This window comes from Tessaracoccus zhenghani (genome assembly GCF_055326325.1).
In genome coordinates this window covers 62271-86640 of sequence record NZ_JBUZNQ010000003.1, presented here as the reverse complement: position 1 = coordinate 86640, position 24370 = coordinate 62271, and the positions used below count along the sequence as shown (strand labels likewise).

The following is a 24370-nucleotide window of genomic DNA, read 5'->3' as shown; positions in this document are numbered from 1 at the left end:
TCAGAAGCCTACGACGCGCATGACGCGCACCTCGGAGCCCACGAAATCAGCTTCGCAGAGTTGCTTGACGACGGCCGCCAGCGACGACTCCTGCGTGATGTGCGTCATGACGCCGAGGCGGGCCGGGAAGCCCTCCACGGGCACCTCGTCCTCAAGATAGGACTGCTGCACCACGCGCAGCGACACGTTGTGGTCGCCGAACACAGCGGCGCACCTGGCGAGCACGCCTGGGCGGTCCTCCACCTCGAAGCTGACGTAGAACTGCGTCCAGGATTCGCCGACGGGCGCCACCTGGCGGCGGGTGTAGCCCGAGCCGATGTGCGCAGCGGTGCCGCGGTGGCGGTTGCGGCCCACGGTGACGACGTCGCCCATCACCGCGCTGGCCGTCGGGGCCCCGCCCGCACCGGCGCCGAGGAACATCAGTTCGCCGGCCTCACGCGAGTTCACGAAGATGGCGTTGTAGGCGCCACGCACCGCCGCCAGCGGGTGCTTGTTGGCCACCATGGCCGGGTGCACCTTGACGATGATGCGGTCGTCTTCGGTCAGCTTGGCTACCGCGAGGAGCTTGACGGTGCAGTCCATCGACTCGGCCGCGGCGATGTCGGCCTCGGTCACGCCGGTGATGCCCTCGGTGAAGACCTCCTGGCCCTTGACCTCGGTGTGGAAGGCCAGCCCGGCGAGGATGGCGGCCTTCGCCGCCGCATCGTGGCCGCCGACGTCGGCGGTGGGATCGGCTTCGGCGTAACCCAGTTGCTGGGCTTCGGCGAGCGCCGAGTCGAAGCTGACACCGTCTGTGACCATCTTGTCCAGGATGAAATTGGTGGTGCCGTTGACGATGCCCATCACCTCGGTGATGTCGTCGCCCACCAACGACTCGCGCAGCGGCCGGATGATCGGGATGGCGCCCGCGACGGCGGCCTCGTAGTAGAGGTCGACGCCCTTCTCCTCAGCGATGCGGGACAGCTCGCCCAGGTCCTCCGCCAGGAGGGCCTTGTTGGCGGAGATCACCGAGGCGCCCTTCTGGAGGGCCGTGCGCACCAGTTCCCGGGCGGGGTCGAGGCCGCCGATGAGTTCGATGACGATGTCGAGGTCGTCGCGGGCGACGAGGGACTCGAGGTCAGTGGTCAGCAGCGCCGGGTCGATGCCGGGCCGCTCGACGTCCATGCGCCGCACACCGATGCCCACGAGTTCGAGGCGGCGGCCGATGCGGGCCTCGAGGGTGTCACCCTCGTTGAGGATGATGCGTGCCACCTGGCTACCGACGACGCCGGCCCCCAACAGCACAACCTTCAGCGGCTTGCTCACTTACCCACGTCCAATCTCATGAGGTCATCCAGCGTTTCACGGCGCAGCATCACGTCGGTGACACCGTCCTTCGCGCTGACGACAGGGGGCTTCGGGATCTGATTGTAGTTATTGGCCATGCTGCGCGCGTAGGCGCCGGATCCCGGGACGGCGATGAGGTCGCCGATGCGCACGTCCGCGGGGAGGAAGACGTCGCGGATGAGGATGTCGCCACCCTCGCAGTGCTTGCCCACGACGCGGCACAGGACGGGCTGCGCCTCGGAAGTGCGGTTGGCGATGGCGCCGGAATACTCGGCGGCGTACAGGGCCGGGCGGATGTTGTCGCTCATGCCGCCGTCGACGCTGACGTACATCCGCGAGCGGCCACCCTCGAGTTCGACCTGCTTGACGGTGCCGACCTCGTAGACGGCTACGCCGGACGGGCCACAGATGGCGCGGCCGGGCTCGATGCTCAGGTGCGGGCGGTTGATGCCGAACGCGCGGCACTCATGGTCGATCATCTCTTCGAAGGAGGACGCGAGTTCCGTGGTCGTCGACGGCGTGTCGGCCGCGGTGTAGGCGATACCGAAGCCACCGCCGAGGTCCAGCTCCGGTAGTTCGACACCGGTGGCTTGGCGGAACTGTGAGGCCAGCTTCATCGTGCGGCGGATGGCCACCTCGAAGCCGTGCGTCTCGAAGATCTGGGAGCCGATGTGGCTGTGGATGCCGCGCAGCTCGAGGAACCGCGACGAGTGGCAGCGCACCAGCGCGGTCAACGCCGCGCCACCCATGATGCTGAGGCCGAACTTCTGGTCCTCGTGCGCGGTGGCGATGTACTCGTGGGTGTGCGCCTCGACGCCGGTGGTGACGCGGATCAGGACGTTGGCGGTGTGACCGCCGTCGGCGCACGCCCGCTCCAGTCGGTTGATCTCGTCGAAGGAGTCCACGATGATCCGCCCCACGCCCTGCTCGAGGGCGAACGCGATCTCGGCGTCGGATTTGTTGTTGCCATGCAGACCGAGCCGCTCGGCCGGCATCCCGCCGGCCAGCGCGATGCGCATCTCACCCATGGTGGTGACGTCGAGGTTGAGGCCCTCCTCGGCCGCCCAACGTGCAACCCGCCGCGTCAGCAGCGCCTTGCCCGCGTAGTAGACCGACCAGCCGGGGAAGGCCGTGATGAAGTCACGGGCCCTGGAGCGGAAGTCGTCCTCGTCGATCAGGTAGACGGGCGTACCGTGCTCAGCGGCTGCGTCGGTCAGCGCCACACCGGCAACGACGATGCGGCCCTGGTCGTCGCGGTGGGTGCCGCGGGGCCAGAGCTTGAGGTCGAGCTCGTTGAGGTCGTCGGGCACGGTGAGCCACTGGGGCCCGCCCTGCACGGCGTCCGCGTGGATCGAGCCGGCGATGTGCATGTGCGTCATGGGGCCAAGCCTGCCAGAGCACGGTTGGCAATCGTTATTTCGCTCAGCTGGTGGCCACGACCCGGATCTCCCTGGCGTCCCGCAGGAGCACCTGGGTGGGATCACCGTCGACGGGCTCGCCGTCGACGCGGACCTCGACCGAGCCGCAGGCCGCACCGAGGCAGCCGTCGTCGAACCTGACGCCCCACAGGGAGAAGAAGTGACCCAGGGTGGATTCCCGGTTCGATTCCCCCTCCAGCCACACCTCGCCGCCGGCATCGTGCGTGTGCACCGGCGCCTGGATGGCTCGCGGCCGGTCGATCCCGATGTAGGCCGGAATCTCGACGGGGGCGCCGTCCACCGTGACCGCCAGGTCCAGTATCCACGGGTCTGCGTCGTCGCCCAGGCTCAGTTCAGGCAGTCCGGCCGCACGGATGAAGGAGACTGCGTCGCGTGGCGCATCCCAGGGCGGAGCGGTGTCGCGCTGCACGGCAGGTGCGGGCTCCGGGCGCGAGACGCACCCCACGAGCAGCACCGCACTGACCACGAAGACGAGCAACCTACGCACGCGGCAACCATAGCGGCAGGCGGTGGTGGTGTTGACGACCGTTTCGAGGTGCTACCCTTTCACCGGTCGCCTTCGGGCAACAGGCCCCCGTAGCTCAGGGGATAGAGCACCGCCCTCCGGAGGCGGGAGCCGAGGTTCGAATCCTCGCGGGGGCGCAAGCCGTTCACAGGGGAGGCCAGAAGATGACCGGAGCCGGGCGCGCGCCACGTGGCCTGACTTTCCGAGACATTCTCGTTCCCGTGCTGTTGGTGGCACTGTTCGCCGCCACTCGGTATCTCATCCTGCTGTCGCTCAAGCTCGAGCAGGTGGCGTTCATCGCCAACGACGTGAGCTACTACGCGTTCTACCTCAACAAGCTGGACATGGGCGAGACGGGCATCATGCTCGAGTACCCCGTCCCCGCCGTGTGGCTCCTGCAGCTGATCTACGCCCTGGGCGGGGGTTGGGAGACCTGGACCCCGGTGTACGTCGGCTGCTTCCTCGCGCTCGACGCCCTGGTGGCGATCCTCATGTACCGACGCGGCAATGCTGCCGGGACACTCTTCTGGATCCTGTTCACCGGCGCGCAGGGGGCGGTGCTCTGGTACCGCTTCGACCTCATTCCCGCGGCCCTGGTCGCAGTCGCCTGCGTGTACGCGCTGAGGTTCCCGAAGATCGCTGGCGGCGCCATCGGGCTGGGCGCGGCCGTGAAGCTGTGGCCGGCGCTGCTGATCGGGCCCCTGTTGGCGCCCGACCCGTTACGCAAGGGGGGCGCCCGCTCGCGACTCATCGGCTTCATCGTGGTGGGCTTCGGCCTGGCTGCCGCGTCGCTGATCACGAGCGGTTGGACCCGTTCGGCCTCTCCGCTGACGTGGCAGAGCGACCGCGGCCTGCAGATCGAATCCGTGCCGGCCACTCCCCTGATGTTCCTGCGCACGTTCACCCACAACGAGAGCTGGCTCATCGAGTTGTCGCAGTACAACGCGCTCGAGATCGTCACCGGCCCGGGCATCAGCCAGCTGCTGACGGTGTCGACTGTGCTGACCGCCGCGTCGGTGCTGCTGACCATCTGGCTGAGCTACCGCCTCATCCGGCTCTTCCGCGAACAGGACCATCGCCTCCACGAGGCCATGCTGCTGGCTGTGCTGGCGATCGTGCTGGCCACGGTGATCGCCAACAAGACGCTGTCGCCGCAGTACATCGTGTGGCTCGGCGGCCCCGTCGCCGCCCTGCTGGTGGTGCAGCGCAGCGAGTGGCTGCGGCGCCACGCAACGGTGATCGCCGTGGCGTTGGTGATCGCCGGTGGCCTCACCCAGTTCACCTACCCGTGGGGCGCATACGGGATCATGGCGATCCCCCAGGGTGCCGGCCCGGAGACCTCCGTGCTCATCCTGCGCAACCTCGTGCTCGTGGCACTGACGATCTACTCCGTCGTGCTGACTGTGAAGGCGACCCGACGCTCCACGTCCTGAGAGTGGTCGGGACGGCTGCCCATTATTGGGTAAGCTCAGTGAAGCAGCCGCAGACGTCTGCGGCCTCCGTCCAAATAGAGGGGAAAGTGGCTTCTGCCACGGAACATGTCAGCACCTGACTCGAATGACCTTTTCGGTGCCAACTCCTGGCTGATCGACGAGAAGCGGGAGGCGTATGACGCAGACCCGCAGTCAGTGGACGCCACCTGGCGTGAGTTCTTCGCTGCCGAGGGTGCACCTCCGCAGCCCGCAGCGGTGGAGTCCGCCGCGCCGCCGACGAGTCGTGCCGCCGAGAAACCGCAGGCCATGCCCCGGGCCGAGACGAAGCCGGCCCCGAAGCCCGAGACGAAGCCGGAAGCCAAGTCGGAGCGCCCGAAGTCGCCCGAGGCGAAGCAGCGCGAAGCGGCCTCCGGCCTGTCGGACGCGCCCGCCCCCAAGCCGGCTGCGGCCAAGACTGAGAGCAAGCCCACCGTCGAAAAGGTGACCACGGGCCGCAACGCGCCGCACAACCCCGGCACCGGTGCCGGCCTCAGCGCCAACACCCCCAACCCGAACGTCCGTCCCGAGCCGACGGGTGCCCAGCCCAAGTACACGGTCCTGCGCGGTGCCCCCATGCGCACGGCCAAGAACATGGACACCTCCCTCACCGTGCCCACGGCCACGTCCGTGCGCTCGGTGCCGATGAAGCTGGTCATCGACCAGCGCGTGCTGATCAACAACTTCCTGCGCCAGTCAAAGGGCGGCAAGGTCTCGTTCACCCACCTCATCGGCTACGCCATGGTGCAGGCTCTCAAGGCCATGCCGGAGATGAACAACGCCTACGACATGGTGGACGGCAAGCCCAACCTGATCGAGAACCCCTCGATCAACCTCGGCATCGCCATCGACATCCAGAAGGGCGACACCCGCCAACTCCTGGTGCCCAACATCAAGGGCTGCGAGAACTTCAACTTCTTCCAGTTCTGGTCCGCCTACGAGCAGGTGGTGCGCAAGACCCGCGCCGGTGATCTGCAGGTGTCGGACTTCGCCGGCACGACGGCGTCGCTCACCAACCCGGGCGGCATCGGCACCAACCACTCGGTGCCCCGCCTGATGACCGGCCAGGGCATGATCCTCGGCGTCGGCAACATCGACTACCCGGCCGAGTTCCAGGGCATGAGCGAGTCCAAGATGACAGACCTCGCGGTGTCCAAGGTCACCACCCTGACCTCCACCTATGACCACCGCGTGATCCAGGGCGCCACCTCCGGAGAGTTCCTGAAGACGATGCACGGGCTGCTGCTCGGCGAGAACGGCTTCTACGACGAGATCTTCGAAGCGCTGCGGATCCCCTACGAGCCCCTCCGGTGGGCCGGTGACATCTCCGCGCACCGCGACAACCAGGTCTCCAAGACCGCCCGGGTGCTGGAGCTGATCAACTCCTACCGCGCGTTCGGCCACCTGGTCGCCGACACGGACCCGCTGGAGTACCGCCAGCGCTCCCATGAGGACCTGCGCCTCGAGACGCACGGGCTCTCCATCTGGGACCTGGACCGCCAGTTCGCGGTGGGCACCTTCGGTGGCTCCGAGCGAACCTACCTGCCGCTGCGCGACATCATCTCCACGTTGCAGGATTCGTACTGCCGCACCGTCGGCATCGAGTACATGCACATCCCGGATCCGCGGCAACGCCGCTGGTTCCAGCAGCGCATGGAGAAGCAGCACCAGGCGCTGACGCACGACGAGCACATGCACGCCCTGGACAAGCTCAACGAGGCGGAGATCTTCGAGACGTTCCTGCAGACGAAGTTCGTCGGCCAGAAGCGCTTCTCCCTCGAGGGCGGCGAGTCCGTCATCGTGCTGCTCGACGAGATCGCACAGCAGGCGGCCAACGACTCCGTCGACGAGGTGTGCATCGGCATGCCGCACCGTGGACGCCTCAACGTGCTGGCCAACATCGTCGGCAAGAGCTACGGCCAGATCTTCCGCGAGTTCGACGGCCAGGTCGACAGGTCGGGCACGGGTGACGTGAAGTACCACCTGGGCGCGGAGGGTACCTTCGTCGCCTCGAACGGTGCCACCGTCAAGACGTCCGTGGCCGCCAACCCGTCGCACCTGGAGGCCGTGAACCCGGTGCTCCAGGGCATCGCCCGCGCCAAGCAGGACATGCTGCGCCAGAGCGACTACCCGGTGCTCCCCCTCACCATGCACGGCGACGCGTCGTTCGCCGGCCAGGGCGTGGTCTTCGAGACGCTGCAGATGTCGCAGCTGCGCGGCTACAAGACCGGTGGCACGATCCACGTCGTGGTCAACAACCAGGTGGGCTTCACCACGGCGCCCACCGAGTCGCGTTCTTCGACGTACTCCACCGACGTGGCCAAGTCCATCTCCGCCCCCGTGCTGCACGTCAATGGCGATGACCCGGATTCGTGCATCCGCGCGGCCCGCATTGCGTTCGAGTACCGGCAGACGTTCCACAAGGACGTCGTCATCGACATGGTCTGCTACCGGCGTCGTGGCCACAACGAGGGTGATGACCCGAGCTTCACGCAGCCGAACATGTACGACCTCATCGAGCAGAAGCGCTCCACGCGCCGGCTCTACACCGAGTCGCTGATCGGCCGTGGTGACATCTCCATGGCCGACGCCGAGGACGTCATGAACCGCTTCCGCGCCCGCCTCGAGAACGTGTTCCGCGAGGTGCGCGACTCCAAGGGCGCGCCGGACGAGTACCGCAAGGTGCCGTACTACCCCACCAAGCCGGAAGAGCGGCTCACTGAGATCACCACGGAGATGCTGCAGCGGATCGCCAACGTGCACACGCAGTTCCCGGAGGGGTTCGCCGTGCACCCGAAGGTCCAGCCGCAGCTCGAGCGCCGCGCCGAGGCGATCATGAACGGCCCCATCGACTGGGCGACCGCTGAGATGATCGCCATCGGGTCGCTGCTCATCGAGGGTCGCCCGGTGCGCATGGCCGGCCAGGATTCGAGGCGGGGCACGTTCTCGCAGCGTTTCGCCGCCATCGTGGACCGGGTCACCAACGAGGCGTGGGTGCCTCTGAAGCACCTCACCGAGGACCAGGCCACCTTCGAGGTGTGGGATTCGCTGCTGAGCGAATATGCCGCCCTCGGCTTCGAGTACGGCTACTCGGTGGCCCGTCCCGACGCGTTGGTGCTGTGGGAGGCGCAGTTCGGCGACTTCGTCAACGGCGCCCAGATCATCTCGGACGAGTTCGTCGCCTCGGGCAACGCCAAGTGGGGCCAGAAGTCGGGCGTGTGCCTGCTGCTCCCCCACGGCTATGAGGGACAGGGGCCGGACCACTCGTCGGCCCGCATCGAACGCTGGCTGCAGCTCTGCGCCGAAGGCGCGCTCGCGGTGTGCCAGCCGTCGACTCCCGCGAACCACTTCCACCTGTTGCGCCAGCACGCGTACGTCAACTGGCACCGCCCCGTCGTGATCGCCACCCCGAAGTCGATGCTGCGCAACAAGCTGGCGACGTCGACGCCGGAGGAGTTCACCTCCGGCCGCTGGCACCCCGCTCTGGACGATCCCACCATCAAGGACCCGTCGAAGGTGGAACGCATCGTCCTGTGCTCCGGCAAGGTCCGTTGGGATCTGGTGGCCCGCCGCGAGAAGAACGGTCATGACGGGAAGATCGCGATCATCGCCCTGGAGCGCCTCTACCCGCTTCCGGCCGAGGAACTCGTGTCCATCCTGCGTCGGTACTCGCACGTCAGCGACATCCGCTTCGTGCAGGACGAGCCGGAGAACCAGGGGGCGTGGCCGTTCATGTCGGTGCACCTGCCCGGTGCCGTCAAGGAACTGTTCCCCGAATTCGACATGAAGATGACCCGGGTGACCCGTCCGTGGTCGTCGGCGCCGTCGGTGGGTTCGATGGCGGTGCACAAGCAGCAGGAGGAGGACCTGCTGCGCGCCGCCCTGGGCTGAGGCCCTAAGCTTTCGGTCATGTATTTCACTGACCGCGGGCTGGAAGAGCTGGTTGATCGGCGCGGCCACGAGGAGGTCTCCTTCGAGTGGCTCGCCGAACAACTGCGCACCTTCGTCGACCTCAACCCCGAATTCGAAACCCCCGTGGAGCGTCTGGCCTCGTGGCTCGCGCGTCTCGACGACGACGAGGAGGACTGATGCTGGATCTCGATGCGTTAAGAGACCGTTACCGCGCTGTGGTGGGCAGTGAACCCGAGGGCCTGTGGTTCGCTCCGGGTCGGGTGAATCTCATCGGTGAGCACACCGACTACAACGACGGGTTCGTCCTGCCGTTCGCCCTCGACAAGAAGGCGGTCATCGCGGGCGGTCGCCGCGACGACGACGAGCTCGTGATGGTCTCGCTCGAACTCGACGACGAGGTGCGCCTGGGGATCGAGGACCTGTCCCCCGGCACCGAGGGCTGGTCCTCGTACCTCGCCGGTGTCGTCTGGGCGCTGCGCGAGGCCGGCCACGCCGTGGGTGGGGCCAACCTGGTGATGAGCTCGGACGTGCCCCTCGGTGCGGGCCTGTCGAGCTCCGCCGCCATCGAATGCGCCACCGTCGCGGTACTCGCAGACCTGTACGGGCTCGACATCGAGCCCATCGACCGCGCCAAGCTCGCCCGCGTGGCCGAGAACGCCTATGTGGGAGCGCCCACGGGCCTGCTGGACCAGGCCGCCAGCACCCTGTGCGAGGCCGAGCACGGCCTGTTCCTGGACTGCCGCACGCTGGAGACAGAGCAGGTTCCCCTGCCGATGGCCGAGCAGGGCTACGAGATGCTGGTGCTCGACACGAAGACCCCGCACAGCCACGTCGACGGCGAATACGGCACCCGCCGGGCCTCCTGCGAGCAGGCGGCCGCCATCCTGGGCATCCCTGCGCTGCGCGACGTCACTGACCTGGACGAGGCCATCAAGAAACTCGAGGACCCCACCATGGTGAAGCGGGTGCGGCACGTGGTCACGGAGAATGAGCGAGTCCTGAAGGCTTTCGAGGTGGCGCGATCCGCAGATCTCGCGGAGTTGGCACCGCTGCTGGATGCGTCGCACGCCTCGATGCGCGACGACTACGAGATCACGGTGCCCACCGTCGACCTCGCCGTGGACACGGCCAAGCGGGCCGGCGCCCTGGGTGCGCGCATGACTGGCGGCGGTTTCGGCGGCTGCATCATCGCGCTGACGAAGGCCGGCGAGGCGGACCGGATCGGTCAGGCCATCGCCACCGCCTTCGCCGACGCGGGCTTCGGTGCCCCGGAGTGGTTCACCGCCACGCCGGCCGCCGGAGCAGGGCGGCTCGTCTAGAGCTGCTCCAGCTCGCCGCGACCCACCGCCACCACAGAGGTGACGACCGTCGCGAGGATGAAGGGGGCCACGACGAGGGCACCGATGAACTGCGCGCGGTCATCGGTGCCCAGCAGGCTGTAGACGACCATGGCGTGCAGCAGGGACGAAGCGACGATCAGGCCCAGCGCCCACCGCTGGCCGCGCACCACCAGCCAGGCGAAGGCGATCAGGGCGATGCCGTAGACCGAGAGCATCGCCGCCACCCCGATGCCGAACATCCTGCTGTTGGCCACCAGCGTGCCGAAGGCGACGCCCAGGATGGCCAGACCGATCAGGGCGGTCAGGATCACAGGGATCGCCAGCAGTGGGCGTCGCAGCACAGCAGTCACCCGATCAGCGTGCCCCAGCCAGCAATTCTCAGCAAGTCTGCAGCCGATCGGCGCGGTATACAACACGCAGCCACTGCTATTGCTTATCGTTGCCGGCAAGGGTAATCTGCATGAGCTTGCGGAGAATTCCGCAGCGGATATTCCCCCCCGACAGAAGGAGTACAACTATGGATTGGCGCCACCGGGCTGCCTGCCTCACTGAGGATCCGGAGTTGTTCTTTCCCGTCGGCAACACGGGGCCGGCCTTGGCTCAAATCGAAGAGGCCAAGAAGATCTGCGCCCGTTGTGTCGTCAAGGACCAGTGCCTCTCGTGGGCACTCGAAGCCGGTCAGGACCACGGCGTCTGGGGCGGTCTGAGCGAAGACGAGCGTCGCGCGATCAAGCGCCGCGCCGCCCGCTCCCGCCTCCGCAACAACTGACCCGACCCGCCGTTGTGAGCCCTCTCGGGGGCCAACTCTGCGCGTCCTGAGTTGTCAGGGAACGGGCAGCACGATGTGGGCCACGGCGCCCTCGCCGTCCTCTCTGTTCCTCAGCGTGAAGGTGCCGTCGAGGTCGTGGATCAACGTCGAGATGATCGACAGCCCCAACGACTTCTGCGATCCCAACCGGAATCCGTCGGGGAGACCGTTGCCGCCGTCGAGGATGTCGATCGTCAGCGTGCCACCGTCGCGGTGGGGCCGCACCTCCACGAGCCCTGAGGCGCTGTCCAGGCCGTGCTCGACGGCGTTCTGGCAGAGCTCGGTGATCACCATCGACAGCGACGTGGCCATCTCCGCCGGGATCACTCCGAACGTGCCGCGCCGCGTGGCCCGTACCGTGCCGGCTGAGGCGGCCAGGTCGCCCACCATCTCGAGGATCTTGTCGCAGACGCCGTCGAAGGCGACCTCCTCCACCAGCGAGTAGCTGAGGGTCTCGTGGACCATGGCGATCGACGAGACGCGGCGCATGGCGTCGCGCAGGGCCTCGCGGCCCTCCTCCGACTTCAACCGCCGCGACTGCATGCGCAGCAGCGCGGCCACCGTCTGCAGGTTGTTCTTCACCCGGTGGTGGATCTCGCGGATGGTGGCGTCCTTGGTCACGAGCATCCGGTCGCGGCGCCGCAGGTCTGTGGTGTCGCGGCACAGGACGAGCATGCCGGCGGTGGTGAACTCCAGCCACAGCGGCAACACCACGAAGCGCATGGACGCGCCCCGGGCCTCGACGTCGAACTCCAGGGTGAGCCTGCCGTCGATGTCCGCGTTGACCGTCTGCCCCATCGACTCGACACCCTGCCTGAGTTGGCGGGTGAGTTCCCTGAACCGCTCCCCCTCGACGTCGCCGATGGCCCCCAACCTGCGGTAGCCGGTGATGGCGTTGGGGCTGGCGTACGAGATGACGCCGTCGGGCTGCACCCTGAGCACGCCGTCGGCGACTCGCGGCATGAGCGCCTTGTCCGACGGGGGCACCAATGGGAACTCGCCGCGCATCAGCATCTGGGTGAGGATCTCTGCGGCTTCGAGGTAGTTCTCCTCGAGGGCACCGGTGGCGCGCATGCCCATCTGGTTGGTGTGGCGCTCGATCACCGCGACCGGGCGGTCGTGCCTCAGAACCGGGATGGCCCAGACGTCGACGGGGATGCCGGCGGAGATCGCGTTGTCCGTGGTTTCCGCGATTTCGTGCGTCATGAAGGCAACTGTGACCTGGTGGTCCGGCTCATACTCGATGAGTTCCCCCACGATGTCCTCCTCGAGGGCTGTGGGGCCCGTCACCGGCCTCACCTGGGCGGTACAGGCGAAGATGTCGCCTTCTTCGGTGAGGGGTTTCCAGAGGACCAGGTCAGAGAAACTCAGGTCTGCCAGCATCTGCCAGCCGGACACGAACGCGTCCAGCCACTCGTCGTCGCTCATCAGGTCTACGTCACGGGTCACAGGCTCCACTCTGCCACGGACACCCTTTTCCGTGCAGCCGGGTCCTTCTGGCACAATGGGGCGTCACCTGAATAGACATAAGCAGACCTAAGGAGGCCCAACATGGGTAAGCGTGGCCGTAAGCGTAAGGCTCGTCGTAAGAACGGCGCCAACCACGGTAAGCGTCCCAACGCCTGACCGGAGAAACCACAAAGCCCCCGCCTGGTGCGGGGGCTTGTTGTTTCTCTGACCTTTCGGCTGGTCCTCAGCCGGTCCGGGAGATGCGCATGGTCTGGATGCGGGCCGTCAACGTCGACGGTGCCGTCTTCTGCGGCAGGCTGCGCTGGATCATCTCGGTGATGGTGGATTCGATTTCGAAGTTCTCCATACATCGTTCACAGGCGTGGAGGTGGTGACGGATCATGTCCGCGTCGGCGTCGAGGAGCTCGTTGTGCAGGAACGCGTGCACCCTGGCGAGGGCCTGGACGCATTCGTCCATCTCGTCGTGCGCATGGGAGAACATGTCGCTTTCACTCATCACCGACCCCCCGCCTTCCGGCCGATGCCCCGCTCGAGGGCGTAGTCGGCGAGCAGCTCGCGCAGTTGGGCGCGGCCGCGGTTCAATCTGCTCATCACGGTGCCCAGCGGGGTGTCCATGATCTCCGCGATCTCCTTGTAGGAGAACCCTTCGACATCTGCGAGGAGAACTGCCATGCGGAAGTTCTCCGGGAGTGCCGCAATCGCGTTGGCGACGGCTGCATCCGGCGTCTGGTCGAGCGCTTCCATCTCTGCGCTGCGCAGGCCGGTGGAGTCGTGTGAGGCGGCGCGGGCTAGCTGCCAGTCCGTGACGTCCTCATCGCCGCTGGTCTGCGGGGAACGCTGCGCCTTGCGGTAGGCGTTGATGTAGGTGTTGGTGAGGATGCGGTACAGCCAGGCCTTGAGGTTGGTACCGGGCTGGAACGTGTGCCGCGAGGCGAATGCCCGCGCGTAGGCGTCCTGGACGACATCCTCGGCGTCTGCCGGGTTGCGCGTCATGCGCAGCGCCGCGGCGTAGAGGCGGTCGAGATGGCTCAGCGCTTCCTCCTCGAACGCCGCGGCGGCCGCGTCGTCGAGTTCGGCGTCAGTTGACGCATCGAGAAGTTCCTTGTCCATCACGACAGAGAATAGCGCGAGAAGCACGATGGCCCGCACTGAGCCCACCGGCAACGCGGTGGCGGTGCGCGTCATGGCTGGCATCGTGGTCATGTGCTGTGTAACGCTGCGCATCGGCGAGTTATTCCCACGGAAGGACTTTGTACCACGGGCACCTGTTGCCGCCTCCCCTGCAACGGCACGGAAGACAGAGACGCCCCGGTCCCTGACGGGCCGGGGCGTCTCTGCGTGGCGGATCAGTTGCCGGCGGGCTGCATCTCCCGCGTCTCAGCAGCGACACCGGCCGAACGGCCGAGGATCATCGCATCGACGGAGTAGCGACCGGCACCGGCGACGCCGACCGCGAGCGCGGCCGCGGCGATCACGCCGACGAGTTCCCAACCGTTGGCGGCGACGAACACCCCGCCGGACAGGTGCACGATGACGGCGGCGCCGGCCATCTCGAGGGCGACGATGAGGCCGGCGATCGCAGAGAAGGCACCCACGAGCAGCAGGATGCCGCCCACGAGCTCAATGAACGCCGCGACGGTGGCCGACAGTTGCGGGGCGGGGACGCCCATCTGCGCGAACGCGGCGCCGGTGCCGGCAAGGGTCCACTCGCTGAACTTCTGGACGCCGTGCGCGATGAGCACCGTGCCGAGGATGACGCGGGCGATGAGCAGGGCGACATTCCGGGCCGCGGCGGGGAAGGCGATGAGGCTCTTCATGAGAGAAACTCCTGGTTTCAGACGTGGAGGCGGCATCGGTCGACCCACCTGGTTGAGTTTTCAACTCTACAGATTGGTTGAAACTTCCACAACCTGGGTCACCGATCCCGGGGGACAGCAGAAGGGGGCCTGCCCCCGGGCAGGCCCCCTTCGTGCGAGGAGTGGTGCGAACTCAGCCGGCGGTGCGCACCGGGAGGGTCTTCGGCTTGAACGACGGACGGGTCGCCTCGTAGGCCGAGATGGTGTCCGCGTCCTGCAGTGTCAACGAGATGTCGTCGAGGCCGTTGAGCAGACGGTGCTTCGTGTACTCGTCGATGTCGAACTTCACGGTGAGGTCACCGCGCACGATCGTCTGCGACTCGAGGTCCACCGTCGTCTCGACGTTGGGGTCCGCCTCGATGGCGGCCCACAGCACGTCGCGGTCCGCGTCGGAGACGAGCGCCACGAGCAGGCCGGCCTTGCCGGAGTTCGAGCGGAAGATGTCGCCGAACCGGGTACCGATGACCACGCGGAAGCCGTAGTTCTGCAGGGCCCACACAGCGTGTTCACGCGAGGAGCCGGTGCCGAAGTCGGGGCCGGGGATCAGGATGGTGCCGGAGGTGAACGGCTCCTTGTTCAGGACGAACTCCGGATCGTTGCGCCATGCGGAGAACAGGCCGTCCTCGAAACCGGTGCGGGTGATGCGCTTGAGGTACACCGCAGGGATGATCTGGTCGGTGTCGACGTTCGAGCGCTGCAGCGGAACGGCGATGCCGGTGTGGCTCTTGAAGGGTTCCATTGGTCAGGCTCCAATCAGGTCTGCAGGGGCGGCCAGGTGGCCGACGATGGCGGTGGCGGCAGCGACGGCCGGCGACACGAGGTGGGTGCGCCCACCCTTGCCCTGGCGTCCTTCGAAGTTGCGGTTCGAGGTGGACGCGGCGCGCTCCCCCGGGGCGAGCTGGTCCGGGTTCATGCCGAGGCACATCGAGCAGCCGGCGGCGCGCCACTCGGCGCCGAAGTCGAGGAAGACCTGGTGCAGGCCCTCGGTCTCGGCCTGGATGCGGACGCGCGCCGAGCCCGGCACGACCAGCATGCGGACGCCTTCGGCGATGTGCTGACCCTGCAGCACGGAGGCGGCGAGGCGCAGGTCCTCGATGCGGCCGTTCGTGCAGGAGCCCAGGAAGACGGTGTCGACGGTGATGTCGCGCATGGGGGTGCCGGGCACCAGGTCCATGTATTCGAGGGCGCGCTTGGCGGTGGCCTGCTCGACCTCGGACTCGAAGTCCTCGGGGGCCGGCACGACGCCGCCCAGCGGGACGCCATGCCCCGGGTTGGTGCCCCAGGTGACGAACGGGGTCAGCTGCGTGGCGTCGATGTCCACCTCGACGTCGAACGTGGCGTCGTCGTCGGTGCGGAGGGTCTTCCAGTACTCGACGGCGGCGTCCCACTCCTCGCCCTCGGGCGCGTGCGGGCGACCCTTCAGGTAGGCGAACGTGGTCTCGTCCGGCGCCATCATGCCGGCCTTGGCTCCCCACTCGATGGACATGTTGCAGATCGTCATCCGGCCTTCCATCGAGAGGTTCTCGATGGTGGAGCCGCGGTACTCGACGATGTGGCCCTGGCCGCCGCCGGTGCCGACCTTGGCGATCAGCGCCAGGACGACGTCCTTGGCGGTGACGCCGTCAGGCAGTTCGCCGTTGATGTTGACGGCCATGGTCTTGGGCTTGGCCTGGTTCAGCGTCTGCGTGGCGAGCACGTGCTCGACCTCGGAGGTGCCGATACCGAACGCGAGGGCGCCGAAGGCGCCGTGCGTGGAGGTGTGCGAGTCGCCGCAGACGATCGTCATGCCCGGCTGGGTGACACCCAACTGGGGGCCGATGATGTGCACGACGCCCTGGTCCTTGTCGCCCAGCGAGTGGATGCGGATCCCGAAGGCCGCCGCGTTCTCGCGCAGGGTGTCCACCTGCTTGCGCGAGACCGGATCAGCGATCGGCGCAAGGATGTTCAGGGTGGGGGTGTTGTGGTCCTCGGTCGCGAGCGTGAGGTCCGGGCGACGGACGGGACGGCCGGCGAGGCGCAGGCCCTCGAAGGCCTGGGGGCTGGTCACCTCGTGGACGAGATGGAGGTCAATGTAGAGCAGGTCCGGCTCTCCCTCGGCGGCGCGGACGACGTGTGCGTCCCATACCTTTTCGCTCAGGGTCTTACCCATGGCTCCTCGCTTCGCAAACATTGGATCGTTCGTGTGTGAACTCCCCGTAAGTATGCAGGAATTGCCGCAACCTCCCCGTTTGCTTGTCCAGCATGTGGATTGATAATCTCACCATATGGACGACACATCTGGCGTTGGAGTACTCGACAAAGCGAGCCTCGTGCTGGCCGCTCTCGAGCGCAACCCCCTCACCCTCGCGGGCCTGGTCACGGCTACCGGACTGGCCCGACCGACCGCCCACCGCCTCGCGGTGGCACTGGAACATCACCGGTTCGTGGGGCGCGACCTCCAGGGCCGCTTCGTGCTGGGCCCCCGCCTGATCGAGCTCGCCGAGTCCGCCGGCGAAGACCCCCTCCTGGCCACGGCCGGTCCCATCCTGCAGCGCCTCCGCGACATCACGGGCGAATCCGTCCAGTTGTTCCGCCGCCAGGGCGACGTGCGCGTGTGCGTGGCCTCAGTGGAACGCCCCACCGGTCTGCGCGACACCGTCCCCGTCGGCGCGCAGTTGTCGATGTCCGCCGGCTCTGCCGCCCAGGTGCTGCTGGCCTGGGAAGAGCCGGACAAGCTGGACAAGCTGCTCGACGCGGCGTCGTTCACCATGGCCACGCTGCAGACCGTGCGCCGTCGTGGCTGGTCCCAGTCTGTGGCGGAGCGCGAGGCCGGCGTCGCGTCCGTCTCTGCCCCGGTGCTGGCACCGTCCGGCAAACTCATCGCGGCAGTGTCGGTCTCCGGGCCCATCGAGCGGCTGACCCGCTCCCCCGGTCGTCTCCACGCGCCTGCGGTGCTGGCGGCGGCCGAGCGCCTGAGCGAGGTTCTCCGTAGGAGCGGCGCCCCCGAATGAGACAACCAGAAACATCCCCCGGCACACCGCCGGGGGATGTTTTCTTGTCGCCTAAAGGCCGGCCAATGCCCTGAAGACCTGCTTGACGCGCGGTTCGGTCTGTACCCGGTTGGTCACCTCGGCCCACGCCCTGTAGTGGTCGGTCTGCTTGTGGGCGTCCAGCGCACCCTCATCGACGTAGGCCTCGGCGAGTGTGAACCTCGTGGGGTCGTCGTCGTGCTGGAGCACGTCGAACCGGAGGCAGCCCGGTTCCTGGAGTGATGCGGCGCTGTTGGCCACCGTCACGGCGGCGAACTCCTCCTCGGCTTCTGGATGGATGGTCACGACTACCTGGAAGACGTACATGGGCATCAACATAGCTCCCCCGGGGTGGCTCGGGAGGCCGGGACCCGGGCACCCCGGTAGGGTCCGGTCCGGGCTGATCCGGATACCCTCGGCGCCGCTGCCTCCCTACCCTTGAAACATGACCTACCACTATTCCGACGCCCCGGCCGCGCGGAGCGACGAACGCTCCATGGCGGTCCTCGCCCACCTCTCCGCGATCATCGCCATGGTGCTCAGCGCCGGCTGGCTGAGCTTCGCCGGGCCCCTGATCGTCTGGTTCCTCTACAAGGACCGCAGCGGCTACGTCCGCCGTGCGGCCGCCGGTTCGTTCAACTTCAACATCTGGGCCTGGCTGATGAACGCCATCGCCTGGGTCTGCCTGTTCACGGTGGTCCTGATCCCGGTGTCGATCGTACTCTGGGCGATCGCCGGCATCATGACGCTCTGGTGCCACATCCACGGAGCGGTCCGCGCCTCCGACGGCCGTCCCTACGACTACCCGGCGTCCGTCCGCATCCTCAGCTGACCGCCCGTCGCCCGGCCCTGGGCACACAAAAAAGCAGCCTGGTCAACAGATGTTGACCAGGCTGCTCGCTTGGTAGCCCCGACGGGATTCGAACCCGCGCTACCGCCTTGAGAGGGCGACGTGCTAGGCCGCTACACAACGGGGCCCCTAACGCGTGGGAGAGCTTAACACTCTCTCCTGCTGGATGGCTAATCGCCATCCGCAGGGGTACCAGGACTCGAACCTAGACTAACGGAACCAGAAACCGTCGGGCTGCCAATTACCCCATACCCCTAGTTACTCGGCTACCCGAGCACGAGAAGAAACACTACACCACCCTCAGCCAGCTCCACAAATTCAGTGCGCGCGCCGGTTCAAGGCGTGGTGGTCGCGAGATTGAGGCGCCGGGCCAGCCACCAGGCCGCGAGCCCGAAGAGCACGAACGCCAGGATGTTCCAGCCGGCCTCCGCCCACGTGATGCCCGTGGTGGCCCGCAGTTCCTCGAGCCCGATGCTGAAGAGCGCGTAGACATAGCTCAGGATGTTGTTCACGATGTGCGCCCCGATGGCGGCCTCGAGGCCCCCGGTCACCAGCACGAGCGAACCGGCCACCAGACCGAACACCAGGCGGTGCGCGAACAGCGCCGGGTTCTGCAGCCCGTGCATGAGCGCGAACAGCAGCGCTGAGCCGAGGACGCCCACCCAGGCGCGACCCGTCGCCGAGCCGATGGCCTGCAGCAGGTAGCCCCGGAAGAAGAACTCCTCAGCGGCCGCCTGTAACGGCGAAGAGAGCACGATCAGCAGCAGGAAACCCTGCCACCCCGGCTGCCCCTCGGCGAACGGGGGCAACTGCCCGAGCGCCCACTGCGCCCACACGACGGCGTTGAGGAGCACGGCGGCCACCACCAGCGTCATCAGCAGGTAGCGCCAGCGCATCCCCGGCTGGACGGAGGCGAGCCAGCGGGGTTTCACGCCGTGCACGTACCGCATCAGCAGCAACGAGATGGGGATGAGCAGAGCGAGCGCCAACTGCCCCGCCACGGGGCCGTCGGGGAGCCGGTAACTGACCGCATCCGCCACATAGGCCGACCAGTTGCCGCCCCCGCGCACCAGGAACCCGAGGCCCAGGAAGGCCTGGTTCGCCAGCGGGATCAGCAGCGCGTAGGCCGAGAAGCCCAGCAGAATCCCGAGGGTCACGGTCATGCCCAGGAACGGGACCTTGGGCAGCACCCTCGGGTACGGCATCCCCGGCGGCGGGTCCACCGCCTCCCCGGGATGGAAGAGCGCGAGCGGCGTGGGGGGCTGGCTCACGCGTCGACGACGGGGTTGCTGAGCGTGCCGAGGCCGTCGATGCTGACGTGCACCTCGTCGCCGGGCTGCATCTCACCCACTCCGGCGGGGGTGCCGGTGAGGATGAGATCACCCGGGAGCAGGGTGATGGACTGCGAGATGTAGCTCACCAGCTCAGCGATGCCGCGCACCATCTGGGAGGTGTTGCCGCTCTGGCGTACCTCCTCGCCCAGCCGGGTCTCGATGGGCAGGTGGCCTGCCTCGTCGAGGGTGAGATGCGTGTTCATCCACGGCCCCAGGGGGAGGAATGTGTCCGCACCCTTGGCGCGGGCCCACTGGCCGTCCGAAGCCTGCCAGTCACGCGCGGTGACGTCATTGGCGATGGTGTACCCGAAGATCACCTCGGGCACCCGCTCGACGGGCACCTGCTTGCAGATCCGGCCGATCACGAGGGCGAGCTCGCCCTCGAAATGCAGCGACTCCACCCCGGCGGGCCGGATGATCGATTCGTTGGGTCCGATCACCGAGGTGTTCGGCTTCAGGAACAGCAGCGGCGCCGGCGGCACCTCCCCGCCCATCTCCTTGGCGTGGTCCGCGTAGTTCTTCCCGACGCCGACCACCTTGGAGCGCGGGATGACCGGCGACAGCAGCCGCACGTCGTCGAGCTCGTGCCGCTCCCCCGTGTAGTTGACGGGGACGCCGGCGAGCGGATCTCCGGTCAGCGTGGCGATGGTGCCGGGGTGGTCACCCCCGTCGACAGCGAGTTCGATGACCCCGTAGGCGGGATCCTGTCCGGCGGTGGCGAAACGTGCGATGCGCATGAGGCACAGAGTAGTGGACCCCGGCGCGGCGCTACTCCGCGTAGGTCATGAGTCCGTAGGCCAGCGCGTCGCGCAGCGCCTCCCACGAGGCCTCGATGACGTTGGTGCCCACGCCCACCGTCGTCCATGCGTAGCCGTTGTACGCCGTGTCGATCAGGGTGCGGACGGTGGCGTCGGTGCCGTGGCCCTCGTCGAGGATGCGGACGCGGTAGTCCGTGAGCTCGAACTGGGCCACCTGCGGGAACGTCGAGTGCAGCGCCGAGCGCAATGCGTGGTCCAGGGCGTTGACCGGCCCGTTGCCCTCGCCGACGACCATGAAACGGCCGCCGTTGGCGGTGAGCTTCACGGTGGCCTCGGAGAGGTCCTCGCCGGCGCGCTCCTCGGTGAAGACGCGCCAGCTCTGTACCTGGAACGGCAGTTCGAGGATGCCGAGTTCGTCGCGCAGCAGCATCTCGAAGCTGGCGTCGGCCGACTCATAGGAGTAGCCCTCGGCCTCGCGCTTCTTGACGCGCTCCGTGACCCGCGCAGCCAGTTCGCGGTCGTTCAGGTCGAAGCCGAGCTGCTCACCCTTGATCTGGATGTTGGCGCGGCCAGCCATGTCCGAGACCAGCATGCGCATGTCGTTGCCCACCAGGCTGGGGTCGATGTGCTGATAGAGGTTCTCGTCCACCTTGATGGCCGAGGCGTGGAGACCAGCCTTGTGCGCGAACGACGACTGACCGACGTAGGGCTGGCGACCCACCAGCGGCTGATGCGCCACCAGCGCGATGGCGTGCGCGACCCGGGTGAGTTCCGCCAGGTTCTCGGCCGGCAGCACGTCCCAGCCGTACTTGAGTTGGAGGTTGGGGATGACGGCGGAGAGATCCGCGTTGCCGGTGCGCTCCCCGTAACCGTTGAACGTGCCCTGCACGTGCATCACGCCCGCCTCGACGGCAGCCATGGTGTTGGCGACGGCGCAGGCCGTGTCGTTGTGGCAGTGGATGCCCAGGTTCGCGCCGGTCGACGCGGCAGCCTTAACGGTTTCGGCCATCCAGCTGGGCAGCATGCCGCCGTTGGTGTCGCACAGGACCACGACGTCGGCGCCGGCCTCGTGGGCGGTGCGCACCACCTGGAGCGCGTACTCGGGATTGGCGCGGTAACCGTCGAAGAAGTGCTCGCAGTCGACGAAGACACGCTTGCCCTGGCTGCAGAGGTACTCGACGGTGTCGCGGACCATCTCGAGGTTCTCCTCGAGTGTGGTGCGCAGCGCACGGAAGACGTGCTCGTCATGCGACTTGGCCACGATGCAGATGTAATCAGTGCCGGCGTCGACGAGGGCCTTCGTCAGCGCGTCCTCAGAGGCGGTGGCGCCGGCCTTGCGGGTGGCACCGAAGGCGACCAGCCGGGAGCGCTGCAGGTCGAGTTCCGTGGCGGCGCGCCGGAAGAACTCCGTGTCGTTGGGGTTGGCTCCCGGCCAACCGCCCTCGATGAAGTGCACCCCCAGTTCGTCAAGGTAACCCGCGATCTTCAACTTGTCGTTGACGGACAGGTGCATGCCCTCCTGCTGCGCTCCGTCGCGCAGGGAGGTGTCGAAGACGTGGAACTCGGCGGGCTGCACCGGCACGGTCGGCATGGTCTCTCCAGTCGGTTGGGGAATCTGGGGGAACAATACGCTGTCCAGCGCCTGCCCGGACGTCTCAGCCAGTGGACGGACACCTGAGACGCGCACCGCCACCGGAGACGCCTCGCGTAGGGTTTCCGCCATGACTTCAGCCAAGATCGCCGTAATCGGCGGAGACGGTATCGGCCCCGAGGTGACCACGGAGGCGCTCAAGGCGCTGACCGCCGCGGCCGGACCGGACACTTTCGAGTTCGTCGACTACGACCTGGGCGCCGAGCGCTGGCAGCGCACCGGCGAGGTGCTGCCGGACTCCGTCCTCGAAGAACTGAAATCCGTCGATGCCATCGTGCTCGGCGCCGTTGGCGCCGCCCCCGGTTCGAAGGCCATCCCCAGCGGCCTCCTCGAGCGCGGCCTGCTGCTGAAGCTGCGCTTCGCCTTCGACCACGCCGTCAACCTCCGCCCCTCCAAGCTCTACCCGGGCGTCCCCACTCCCCTGGCCCCGCACATCGTCGAGGGCCGCACCGTCGACTTCGTCGTGGTGCGCGAAGGCACCGAGGGCCTCTACTGCGGCAACGGCGGCTCCGTCCGCACCGGCACCCCGCAGGAGCTGGCCACCGAGGTCTCCGTCAACACCGCCTACGGCGTGGAGCGGGTCGTGCGTGACGCCTACCGTCGCGCGCAGGCGCGTCGTGGCCACCTCACGCTGCTGCACAAGCACAACGTGCTGGTCAACGCCGGCAGCCTCTGGAACCGCGTCTTCACCGAGGTCGGCCGGGAGTTCCCGGACGTCGAGACGAAGTACCTGCACATCGACGCGGCGATGATCGCCATGGTCGTGGACCCCGCGCAGTTCGACGTCATCGTCACCGACAACCTCTTCGGCGACATCGTCACGGACCTCGCCGCTGCGGTCACCGGCGGCATCGGGCTGGCGGCCTCGGCCAACATCAACCCCACGGGCGAATTCCCGTCGATGTTCGAGCCCGTGCACGGCTCCGCCCCCGACATCGCCGGCAAGGGCATCGCGGACCCGACGGCGGCCATCTCGTCGATGGCGCTGCTGCTCGACCACCTGGGCAGGCCGGAACTGGCGCAGAAGATCGACGACGCCGTAACCGCAGACATCGAGGCCCGCGGCGCGGAGAAGTTCTCGACCACCGAGATCGGCGACCGGATCGCGGCAAAGCTCGCCTGACCAGGCACAACGCAGGAACCCGTGACCCCGGCACCGCCGCCGGGGTCACGCCCACCGCGGATCACACGCCGAGGACTGCCTTGGCGATCAGGAAGTAGATGACCAGGCCCGTGGCATCCACCAGCGTCGTGACCAGCGGCGCCGACACCACGGCCGGGTCGATCCCCATCTTCCGTGCCAGCAGAGGCATGGCGCCGCCGATCGTGGCCGCCCACGCACAGATGAGCACGAGCGAGATGGCCACCACCAGTGCGATGCCGGGGCCGACGAAGAAGGTGCCGACCACGAGCCCGAGGATCGCCAGCATCAGGCCCAGCAACAGGCCCACGCGCAACTCGCGCCAGGCGACAGTGGGCAGGTCGCGGAACCTCAACTCGCCGATGGCCAACGCCCGCACGGAGGCGGTCGCGGCCTGGGCCCCGGCGTTGCCGCCGGCACCGATCAGCATGGGGATGAACAACGCGAGGGCGGCCACCTGCTCCAGCGTCGCCTCGAAGGCCTGGGTCACCGAGACCGTCAGCGTCGCGGCCACCAGCAACAGCGACAGCCACAGCGCCCGGTAGCGGGCCAGCCGGAACACTCCGACAGCCATGTAGTGGCCGGCCCACGGCACCGAGCCGGACTGGAGGGCCGTGTCCTCGTTGTCAGCCTCCTCGATGACCTCGATGGCGTCGTCGAGCGACAGCATGCCTACCAGGCGACCCTCGCTGTCGACCACCAGCATGTTGTAGGCGTTGGTCTCGCGCATCAACCGCGAGGCGTCCTCAGCGCTCTCGGTGGCCGGCACGACGACGGCGTCCGGGTCCAGCAGTTCCCCCACGCGGGTCCCGGGCGCAGAAAGCACCAGCGTTCCGAGCTCCAGGACGCCCACGAGATGACGCGTCGCGTCCACTGCGGCCAGGGTGTAGACGTTCTCCGCCTGCGGCCCCTTCCGCTGCACGGTCAGGAGCGCCTCCCCCGCCGTCGCCCCGGCCGGCACTGTGAGCACCTCGGGCGTCATCACGCGTCCGACGGAGCCCTTGGGGTATCCGAGCAGGGTGGCGGTCATGGCGCGCTCAGTGGGGCTCAGACCGCCCAGGACGCGCCGCACGACCTTGGCCGGGGCCTCATTCAGCATCCGGGCGCGGTCGTCCGGGTCCATCCCCTCGACAACCTCCTGGAAGGCCTCATCACGCAGCGACTCGAGCAGCCGCTGTTGGTCGAACGGCTCGAGCTCCTCGAACACCTCGATGCCCGTGTCCTTGGGGAGCAGGCGGAACGCGATGGCCATCGGCACGTCGTCGAGCCGGGCCAGTTCACCGGCGATGACGTGGTCCGGCTGCTCGCCCAGCAACCTGGCGGCCTCAGGCAACCGCATCTCGTCGATCAGCTTCGTCAGTTCCCGGGCGTAGTCCTGGGTCGCCGTCCCATCGTCGCGCGCCATCTCACCCCTCACCCTTGGTAACCGACCGAAGTCTAGCCGGGCATCTGTCACGGGCTGTGGCGACAAACGGGTAGCGTCGAGCGTGATGACCCACAGGA

24 protein-coding genes and 3 tRNA genes are annotated in these 24370 nt (G+C 67.7%); 10 read left to right on the top strand and 17 right to left on the bottom strand.

Going from position 1 to position 24370, the window contains the following annotated elements:
* From ACZK4S_RS07505 to ACZK4S_RS07495, 3 genes are read right to left on the bottom strand one after another with little or no spacing between them, the layout of a single operon-like run.
* The gene (locus ACZK4S_RS07505; RefSeq protein WP_463643868.1) at nucleotides 1-1305 is read right to left on the bottom strand and encodes a homoserine dehydrogenase; all 1305 of its coding nucleotides are present in this window, start codon (nucleotides 1303-1305) and stop codon (nucleotides 1-3) included.
* Nucleotides 1302-2705 (bottom strand): diaminopimelate decarboxylase, encoded by a 1404-nt coding sequence (gene lysA, locus ACZK4S_RS07500; protein ID WP_076058490.1) that lies wholly within the window; start codon nucleotides 2703-2705, stop codon nucleotides 1302-1304. Before lysA ends, ACZK4S_RS07505 begins: the two co-directional genes overlap by 4 nt.
* A 43-nt stretch (nucleotides 2706-2748) precedes the next feature.
* Nucleotides 2749-3252 (bottom strand): hypothetical protein, encoded by a 504-nt coding sequence (locus tag ACZK4S_RS07495; RefSeq protein ID WP_233120659.1) that lies wholly within the window; start codon nucleotides 3250-3252, stop codon nucleotides 2749-2751.
* Nucleotides 3253-3335: 83 nt separating this feature from the next.
* On the opposite strand from ACZK4S_RS07495, the gene ACZK4S_RS07490 reads away from it, so the two are divergent.
* The 5 genes from ACZK4S_RS07490 (at nucleotide 3336) to galK (ending at nucleotide 9970) form a co-directional block, all read left to right on the top strand.
* A tRNA-Arg gene (locus tag ACZK4S_RS07490) sits at nucleotides 3336-3407 on the top strand.
* A gap of 84 nt (nucleotides 3408-3491) precedes the next feature.
* Nucleotides 3492-4703: a glycosyltransferase 87 family protein gene (locus tag ACZK4S_RS07485; protein WP_463643867.1), complete on the top strand. Its 1212-nt coding sequence runs from the start codon at nucleotides 3492-3494 to the stop codon at nucleotides 4701-4703.
* Nucleotides 4704-4808: 105 nt separating this feature from the next.
* The gene (locus ACZK4S_RS07480) at nucleotides 4809-8630 is read left to right on the top strand and encodes a multifunctional oxoglutarate decarboxylase/oxoglutarate dehydrogenase thiamine pyrophosphate-binding subunit/dihydrolipoyllysine-residue succinyltransferase subunit (RefSeq protein WP_076058486.1); all 3822 of its coding nucleotides are present in this window, start codon (nucleotides 4809-4811) and stop codon (nucleotides 8628-8630) included.
* Nucleotides 8631-8648: 18 nt separating this feature from the next.
* The gene (locus ACZK4S_RS07475) at nucleotides 8649-8828 is read left to right on the top strand and encodes a DUF6104 family protein (protein ID WP_459397825.1); all 180 of its coding nucleotides are present in this window, start codon (nucleotides 8649-8651) and stop codon (nucleotides 8826-8828) included.
* Entirely contained in the window at nucleotides 8828-9970 is a 1143-nt protein-coding gene (gene galK / locus ACZK4S_RS07470; RefSeq protein WP_076058483.1) for a galactokinase, read from the top strand. Before ACZK4S_RS07475 ends, galK begins: the two co-directional genes overlap by 1 nt.
* Here galK and ACZK4S_RS07465 read toward each other — a convergent pair.
* Entirely contained in the window at nucleotides 9967-10341 is a 375-nt protein-coding gene (locus ACZK4S_RS07465; RefSeq protein WP_143570840.1) for a hypothetical protein, read from the bottom strand. The two genes, galK and ACZK4S_RS07465, sit on opposite strands and share 4 nt — an antisense overlap.
* Before the next feature lie 167 nt (nucleotides 10342-10508).
* On the opposite strand from ACZK4S_RS07465, the gene ACZK4S_RS07460 reads away from it, so the two are divergent.
* Complete coding sequence (locus ACZK4S_RS07460) at nucleotides 10509-10760, top strand: WhiB family transcriptional regulator (RefSeq protein WP_076058478.1); 252 nt, start codon at nucleotides 10509-10511, stop codon at nucleotides 10758-10760.
* A 54-nt stretch (nucleotides 10761-10814) separates the two neighbouring features.
* On the opposite strand, the gene ACZK4S_RS07455 is transcribed toward ACZK4S_RS07460, so the two are convergent.
* The gene (locus ACZK4S_RS07455; protein ID WP_463644132.1) at nucleotides 10815-12227 is read right to left on the bottom strand and encodes a sensor histidine kinase; all 1413 of its coding nucleotides are present in this window, start codon (nucleotides 12225-12227) and stop codon (nucleotides 10815-10817) included.
* A 123-nt stretch (nucleotides 12228-12350) separates the two neighbouring features.
* On the opposite strand from ACZK4S_RS07455, the gene ACZK4S_RS07450 reads away from it, so the two are divergent.
* Complete coding sequence (locus ACZK4S_RS07450; RefSeq protein WP_369819251.1) at nucleotides 12351-12425, top strand: 50S ribosomal protein bL37; 75 nt, start codon at nucleotides 12351-12353, stop codon at nucleotides 12423-12425.
* 67 nt (nucleotides 12426-12492) lie between these two features.
* Here the strand turns inward: ACZK4S_RS07450 and ACZK4S_RS07445 are convergent, their stop codons facing one another.
* The 5 genes from ACZK4S_RS07445 to leuC form a co-directional block, all read right to left on the bottom strand.
* A complete protein-coding gene (locus tag ACZK4S_RS07445) occupies nucleotides 12493-12765 on the bottom strand; it encodes a zf-HC2 domain-containing protein (protein WP_076058476.1) in 273 nt (90 codons plus the stop codon).
* A complete protein-coding gene (locus ACZK4S_RS07440) occupies nucleotides 12765-13379 on the bottom strand; it encodes a sigma-70 family RNA polymerase sigma factor (RefSeq protein ID WP_076059425.1) in 615 nt (204 codons plus the stop codon). The genes ACZK4S_RS07445 and ACZK4S_RS07440 overlap by 1 nt, the downstream gene beginning before the upstream one ends.
* 236 nt (nucleotides 13380-13615) lie before the next feature.
* Entirely contained in the window at nucleotides 13616-14086 is a 471-nt protein-coding gene (locus ACZK4S_RS07435; protein WP_463643866.1) for a DoxX family protein, read from the bottom strand.
* 172 nt (nucleotides 14087-14258) lie between these two features.
* Nucleotides 14259-14864, bottom strand: a complete 606-nt coding sequence (gene leuD / locus ACZK4S_RS07430; RefSeq protein WP_463643865.1) for a 3-isopropylmalate dehydratase small subunit — start codon at nucleotides 14862-14864, stop codon at nucleotides 14259-14261.
* A 3-nt stretch (nucleotides 14865-14867) separates the two neighbouring features.
* Entirely contained in the window at nucleotides 14868-16274 is a 1407-nt protein-coding gene (gene leuC / locus ACZK4S_RS07425) for a 3-isopropylmalate dehydratase large subunit (protein WP_076058468.1), read from the bottom strand.
* Nucleotides 16275-16389: 115 nt separating this feature from the next.
* Between leuC and ACZK4S_RS07420 the strand changes: the two genes are divergently transcribed.
* A complete protein-coding gene (locus tag ACZK4S_RS07420) occupies nucleotides 16390-17115 on the top strand; it encodes an IclR family transcriptional regulator (RefSeq protein ID WP_459397830.1) in 726 nt (241 codons plus the stop codon).
* Nucleotides 17116-17166: 51 nt separating this feature from the next.
* On the opposite strand, the gene ACZK4S_RS07415 is transcribed toward ACZK4S_RS07420, so the two are convergent.
* Complete coding sequence (locus ACZK4S_RS07415) at nucleotides 17167-17460, bottom strand: antibiotic biosynthesis monooxygenase (protein WP_076058464.1); 294 nt, start codon at nucleotides 17458-17460, stop codon at nucleotides 17167-17169.
* Between the two features lie 118 nt (nucleotides 17461-17578).
* Between ACZK4S_RS07415 and ACZK4S_RS07410 the strand changes: the two genes are divergently transcribed.
* Entirely contained in the window at nucleotides 17579-17965 is a 387-nt protein-coding gene (locus tag ACZK4S_RS07410; protein ID WP_182763541.1) for a DUF4870 domain-containing protein, read from the top strand.
* Between the two features lie 70 nt (nucleotides 17966-18035).
* Here ACZK4S_RS07410 and ACZK4S_RS07405 read toward each other — a convergent pair.
* From ACZK4S_RS07405 to cimA, 5 genes are all read right to left on the bottom strand, one after another.
* Nucleotides 18036-18111 (bottom strand) — tRNA-Glu (locus ACZK4S_RS07405).
* Nucleotides 18112-18167: 56 nt separating this feature from the next.
* A tRNA-Gln gene (locus ACZK4S_RS07400) sits at nucleotides 18168-18239 on the bottom strand.
* 79 nt (nucleotides 18240-18318) lie between these two features.
* Complete coding sequence (locus ACZK4S_RS07395; RefSeq protein ID WP_143570838.1) at nucleotides 18319-19254, bottom strand: CPBP family intramembrane glutamic endopeptidase; 936 nt, start codon at nucleotides 19252-19254, stop codon at nucleotides 18319-18321.
* Entirely contained in the window at nucleotides 19251-20054 is an 804-nt protein-coding gene (locus tag ACZK4S_RS07390) for a fumarylacetoacetate hydrolase family protein (protein ID WP_463643864.1), read from the bottom strand. Before ACZK4S_RS07390 ends, ACZK4S_RS07395 begins: the two co-directional genes overlap by 4 nt.
* 31 nt (nucleotides 20055-20085) lie before the next feature.
* Nucleotides 20086-21666: a citramalate synthase gene (cimA, locus tag ACZK4S_RS07385; protein WP_076058456.1), complete on the bottom strand. Its 1581-nt coding sequence runs from the start codon at nucleotides 21664-21666 to the stop codon at nucleotides 20086-20088.
* A gap of 130 nt (nucleotides 21667-21796) precedes the next feature.
* Between cimA and ACZK4S_RS07380 the strand changes: the two genes are divergently transcribed.
* A complete protein-coding gene (locus ACZK4S_RS07380; RefSeq protein ID WP_076058454.1) occupies nucleotides 21797-22849 on the top strand; it encodes a 3-isopropylmalate dehydrogenase in 1053 nt (350 codons plus the stop codon).
* Nucleotides 22850-22910: 61 nt separating this feature from the next.
* Here the strand turns inward: ACZK4S_RS07380 and mgtE are convergent, their stop codons facing one another.
* Complete coding sequence (gene mgtE, locus ACZK4S_RS07375) at nucleotides 22911-24272, bottom strand: magnesium transporter (protein ID WP_459397832.1); 1362 nt, start codon at nucleotides 24270-24272, stop codon at nucleotides 22911-22913.
* Between the last annotated feature and the right edge of the window lie 98 nt (nucleotides 24273-24370).

What these genes read in the sequence shown, in the direction of transcription:
- ACZK4S_RS07480 (WP_076058486.1), top strand. Translation starts at nt 4,809, where the DNA reads ATGTCAGCACCTGACTCGAATGACCTTTTCGGTGCCAACTCCTGGCTG.
- ACZK4S_RS07415 (WP_076058464.1), bottom strand. Translation starts at nt 17,460, where the DNA reads ATGTACGTCTTCCAGGTAGTCGTGACCATCCATCCAGAAGCCGAGGAG.
- leuD (WP_463643865.1), bottom strand. Translation starts at nt 14,864, where the DNA reads ATGGAACCCTTCAAGAGCCACACCGGCATCGCCGTTCCGCTGCAGCGC.
- ACZK4S_RS07455 (WP_463644132.1), bottom strand. Translation starts at nt 12,227, where the DNA reads ATGAGCGACGACGAGTGGCTGGACGCGTTCGTGTCCGGCTGGCAGATG.
- ACZK4S_RS07475 (WP_459397825.1), top strand. Translation starts at nt 8,649, where the DNA reads ATGTATTTCACTGACCGCGGGCTGGAAGAGCTGGTTGATCGGCGCGGC.
- ACZK4S_RS07380 (WP_076058454.1), top strand. Translation starts at nt 21,797, where the DNA reads ATGACTTCAGCCAAGATCGCCGTAATCGGCGGAGACGGTATCGGCCCC.
- ACZK4S_RS07390 (WP_463643864.1), bottom strand. Translation starts at nt 20,054, where the DNA reads ATGCGCATCGCACGTTTCGCCACCGCCGGACAGGATCCCGCCTACGGG.
- leuC (WP_076058468.1), bottom strand. Translation starts at nt 16,274, where the DNA reads ATGGGTAAGACCCTGAGCGAAAAGGTATGGGACGCACACGTCGTCCGC.
- ACZK4S_RS07460 (WP_076058478.1), top strand. Translation starts at nt 10,509, where the DNA reads ATGGATTGGCGCCACCGGGCTGCCTGCCTCACTGAGGATCCGGAGTTG.
- ACZK4S_RS07445 (WP_076058476.1), bottom strand. Translation starts at nt 12,765, where the DNA reads ATGAGTGAAAGCGACATGTTCTCCCATGCGCACGACGAGATGGACGAA.
- mgtE (WP_459397832.1), bottom strand. Translation starts at nt 24,272, where the DNA reads ATGGCGCGCGACGATGGGACGGCGACCCAGGACTACGCCCGGGAACTG.
- ACZK4S_RS07420 (WP_459397830.1), top strand. Translation starts at nt 16,390, where the DNA reads ATGGACGACACATCTGGCGTTGGAGTACTCGACAAAGCGAGCCTCGTG.
- galK (WP_076058483.1), top strand. Translation starts at nt 8,828, where the DNA reads ATGCTGGATCTCGATGCGTTAAGAGACCGTTACCGCGCTGTGGTGGGC.
- ACZK4S_RS07410 (WP_182763541.1), top strand. Translation starts at nt 17,579, where the DNA reads ATGACCTACCACTATTCCGACGCCCCGGCCGCGCGGAGCGACGAACGC.
- ACZK4S_RS07440 (WP_076059425.1), bottom strand. Translation starts at nt 13,379, where the DNA reads ATGGACAAGGAACTTCTCGATGCGTCAACTGACGCCGAACTCGACGAC.
- ACZK4S_RS07435 (WP_463643866.1), bottom strand. Translation starts at nt 14,086, where the DNA reads ATGAAGAGCCTCATCGCCTTCCCCGCCGCGGCCCGGAATGTCGCCCTG.
- cimA (WP_076058456.1), bottom strand. Translation starts at nt 21,666, where the DNA reads ATGCCGACCGTGCCGGTGCAGCCCGCCGAGTTCCACGTCTTCGACACC.
- lysA (WP_076058490.1), bottom strand. Translation starts at nt 2,705, where the DNA reads ATGACGCACATGCACATCGCCGGCTCGATCCACGCGGACGCCGTGCAG.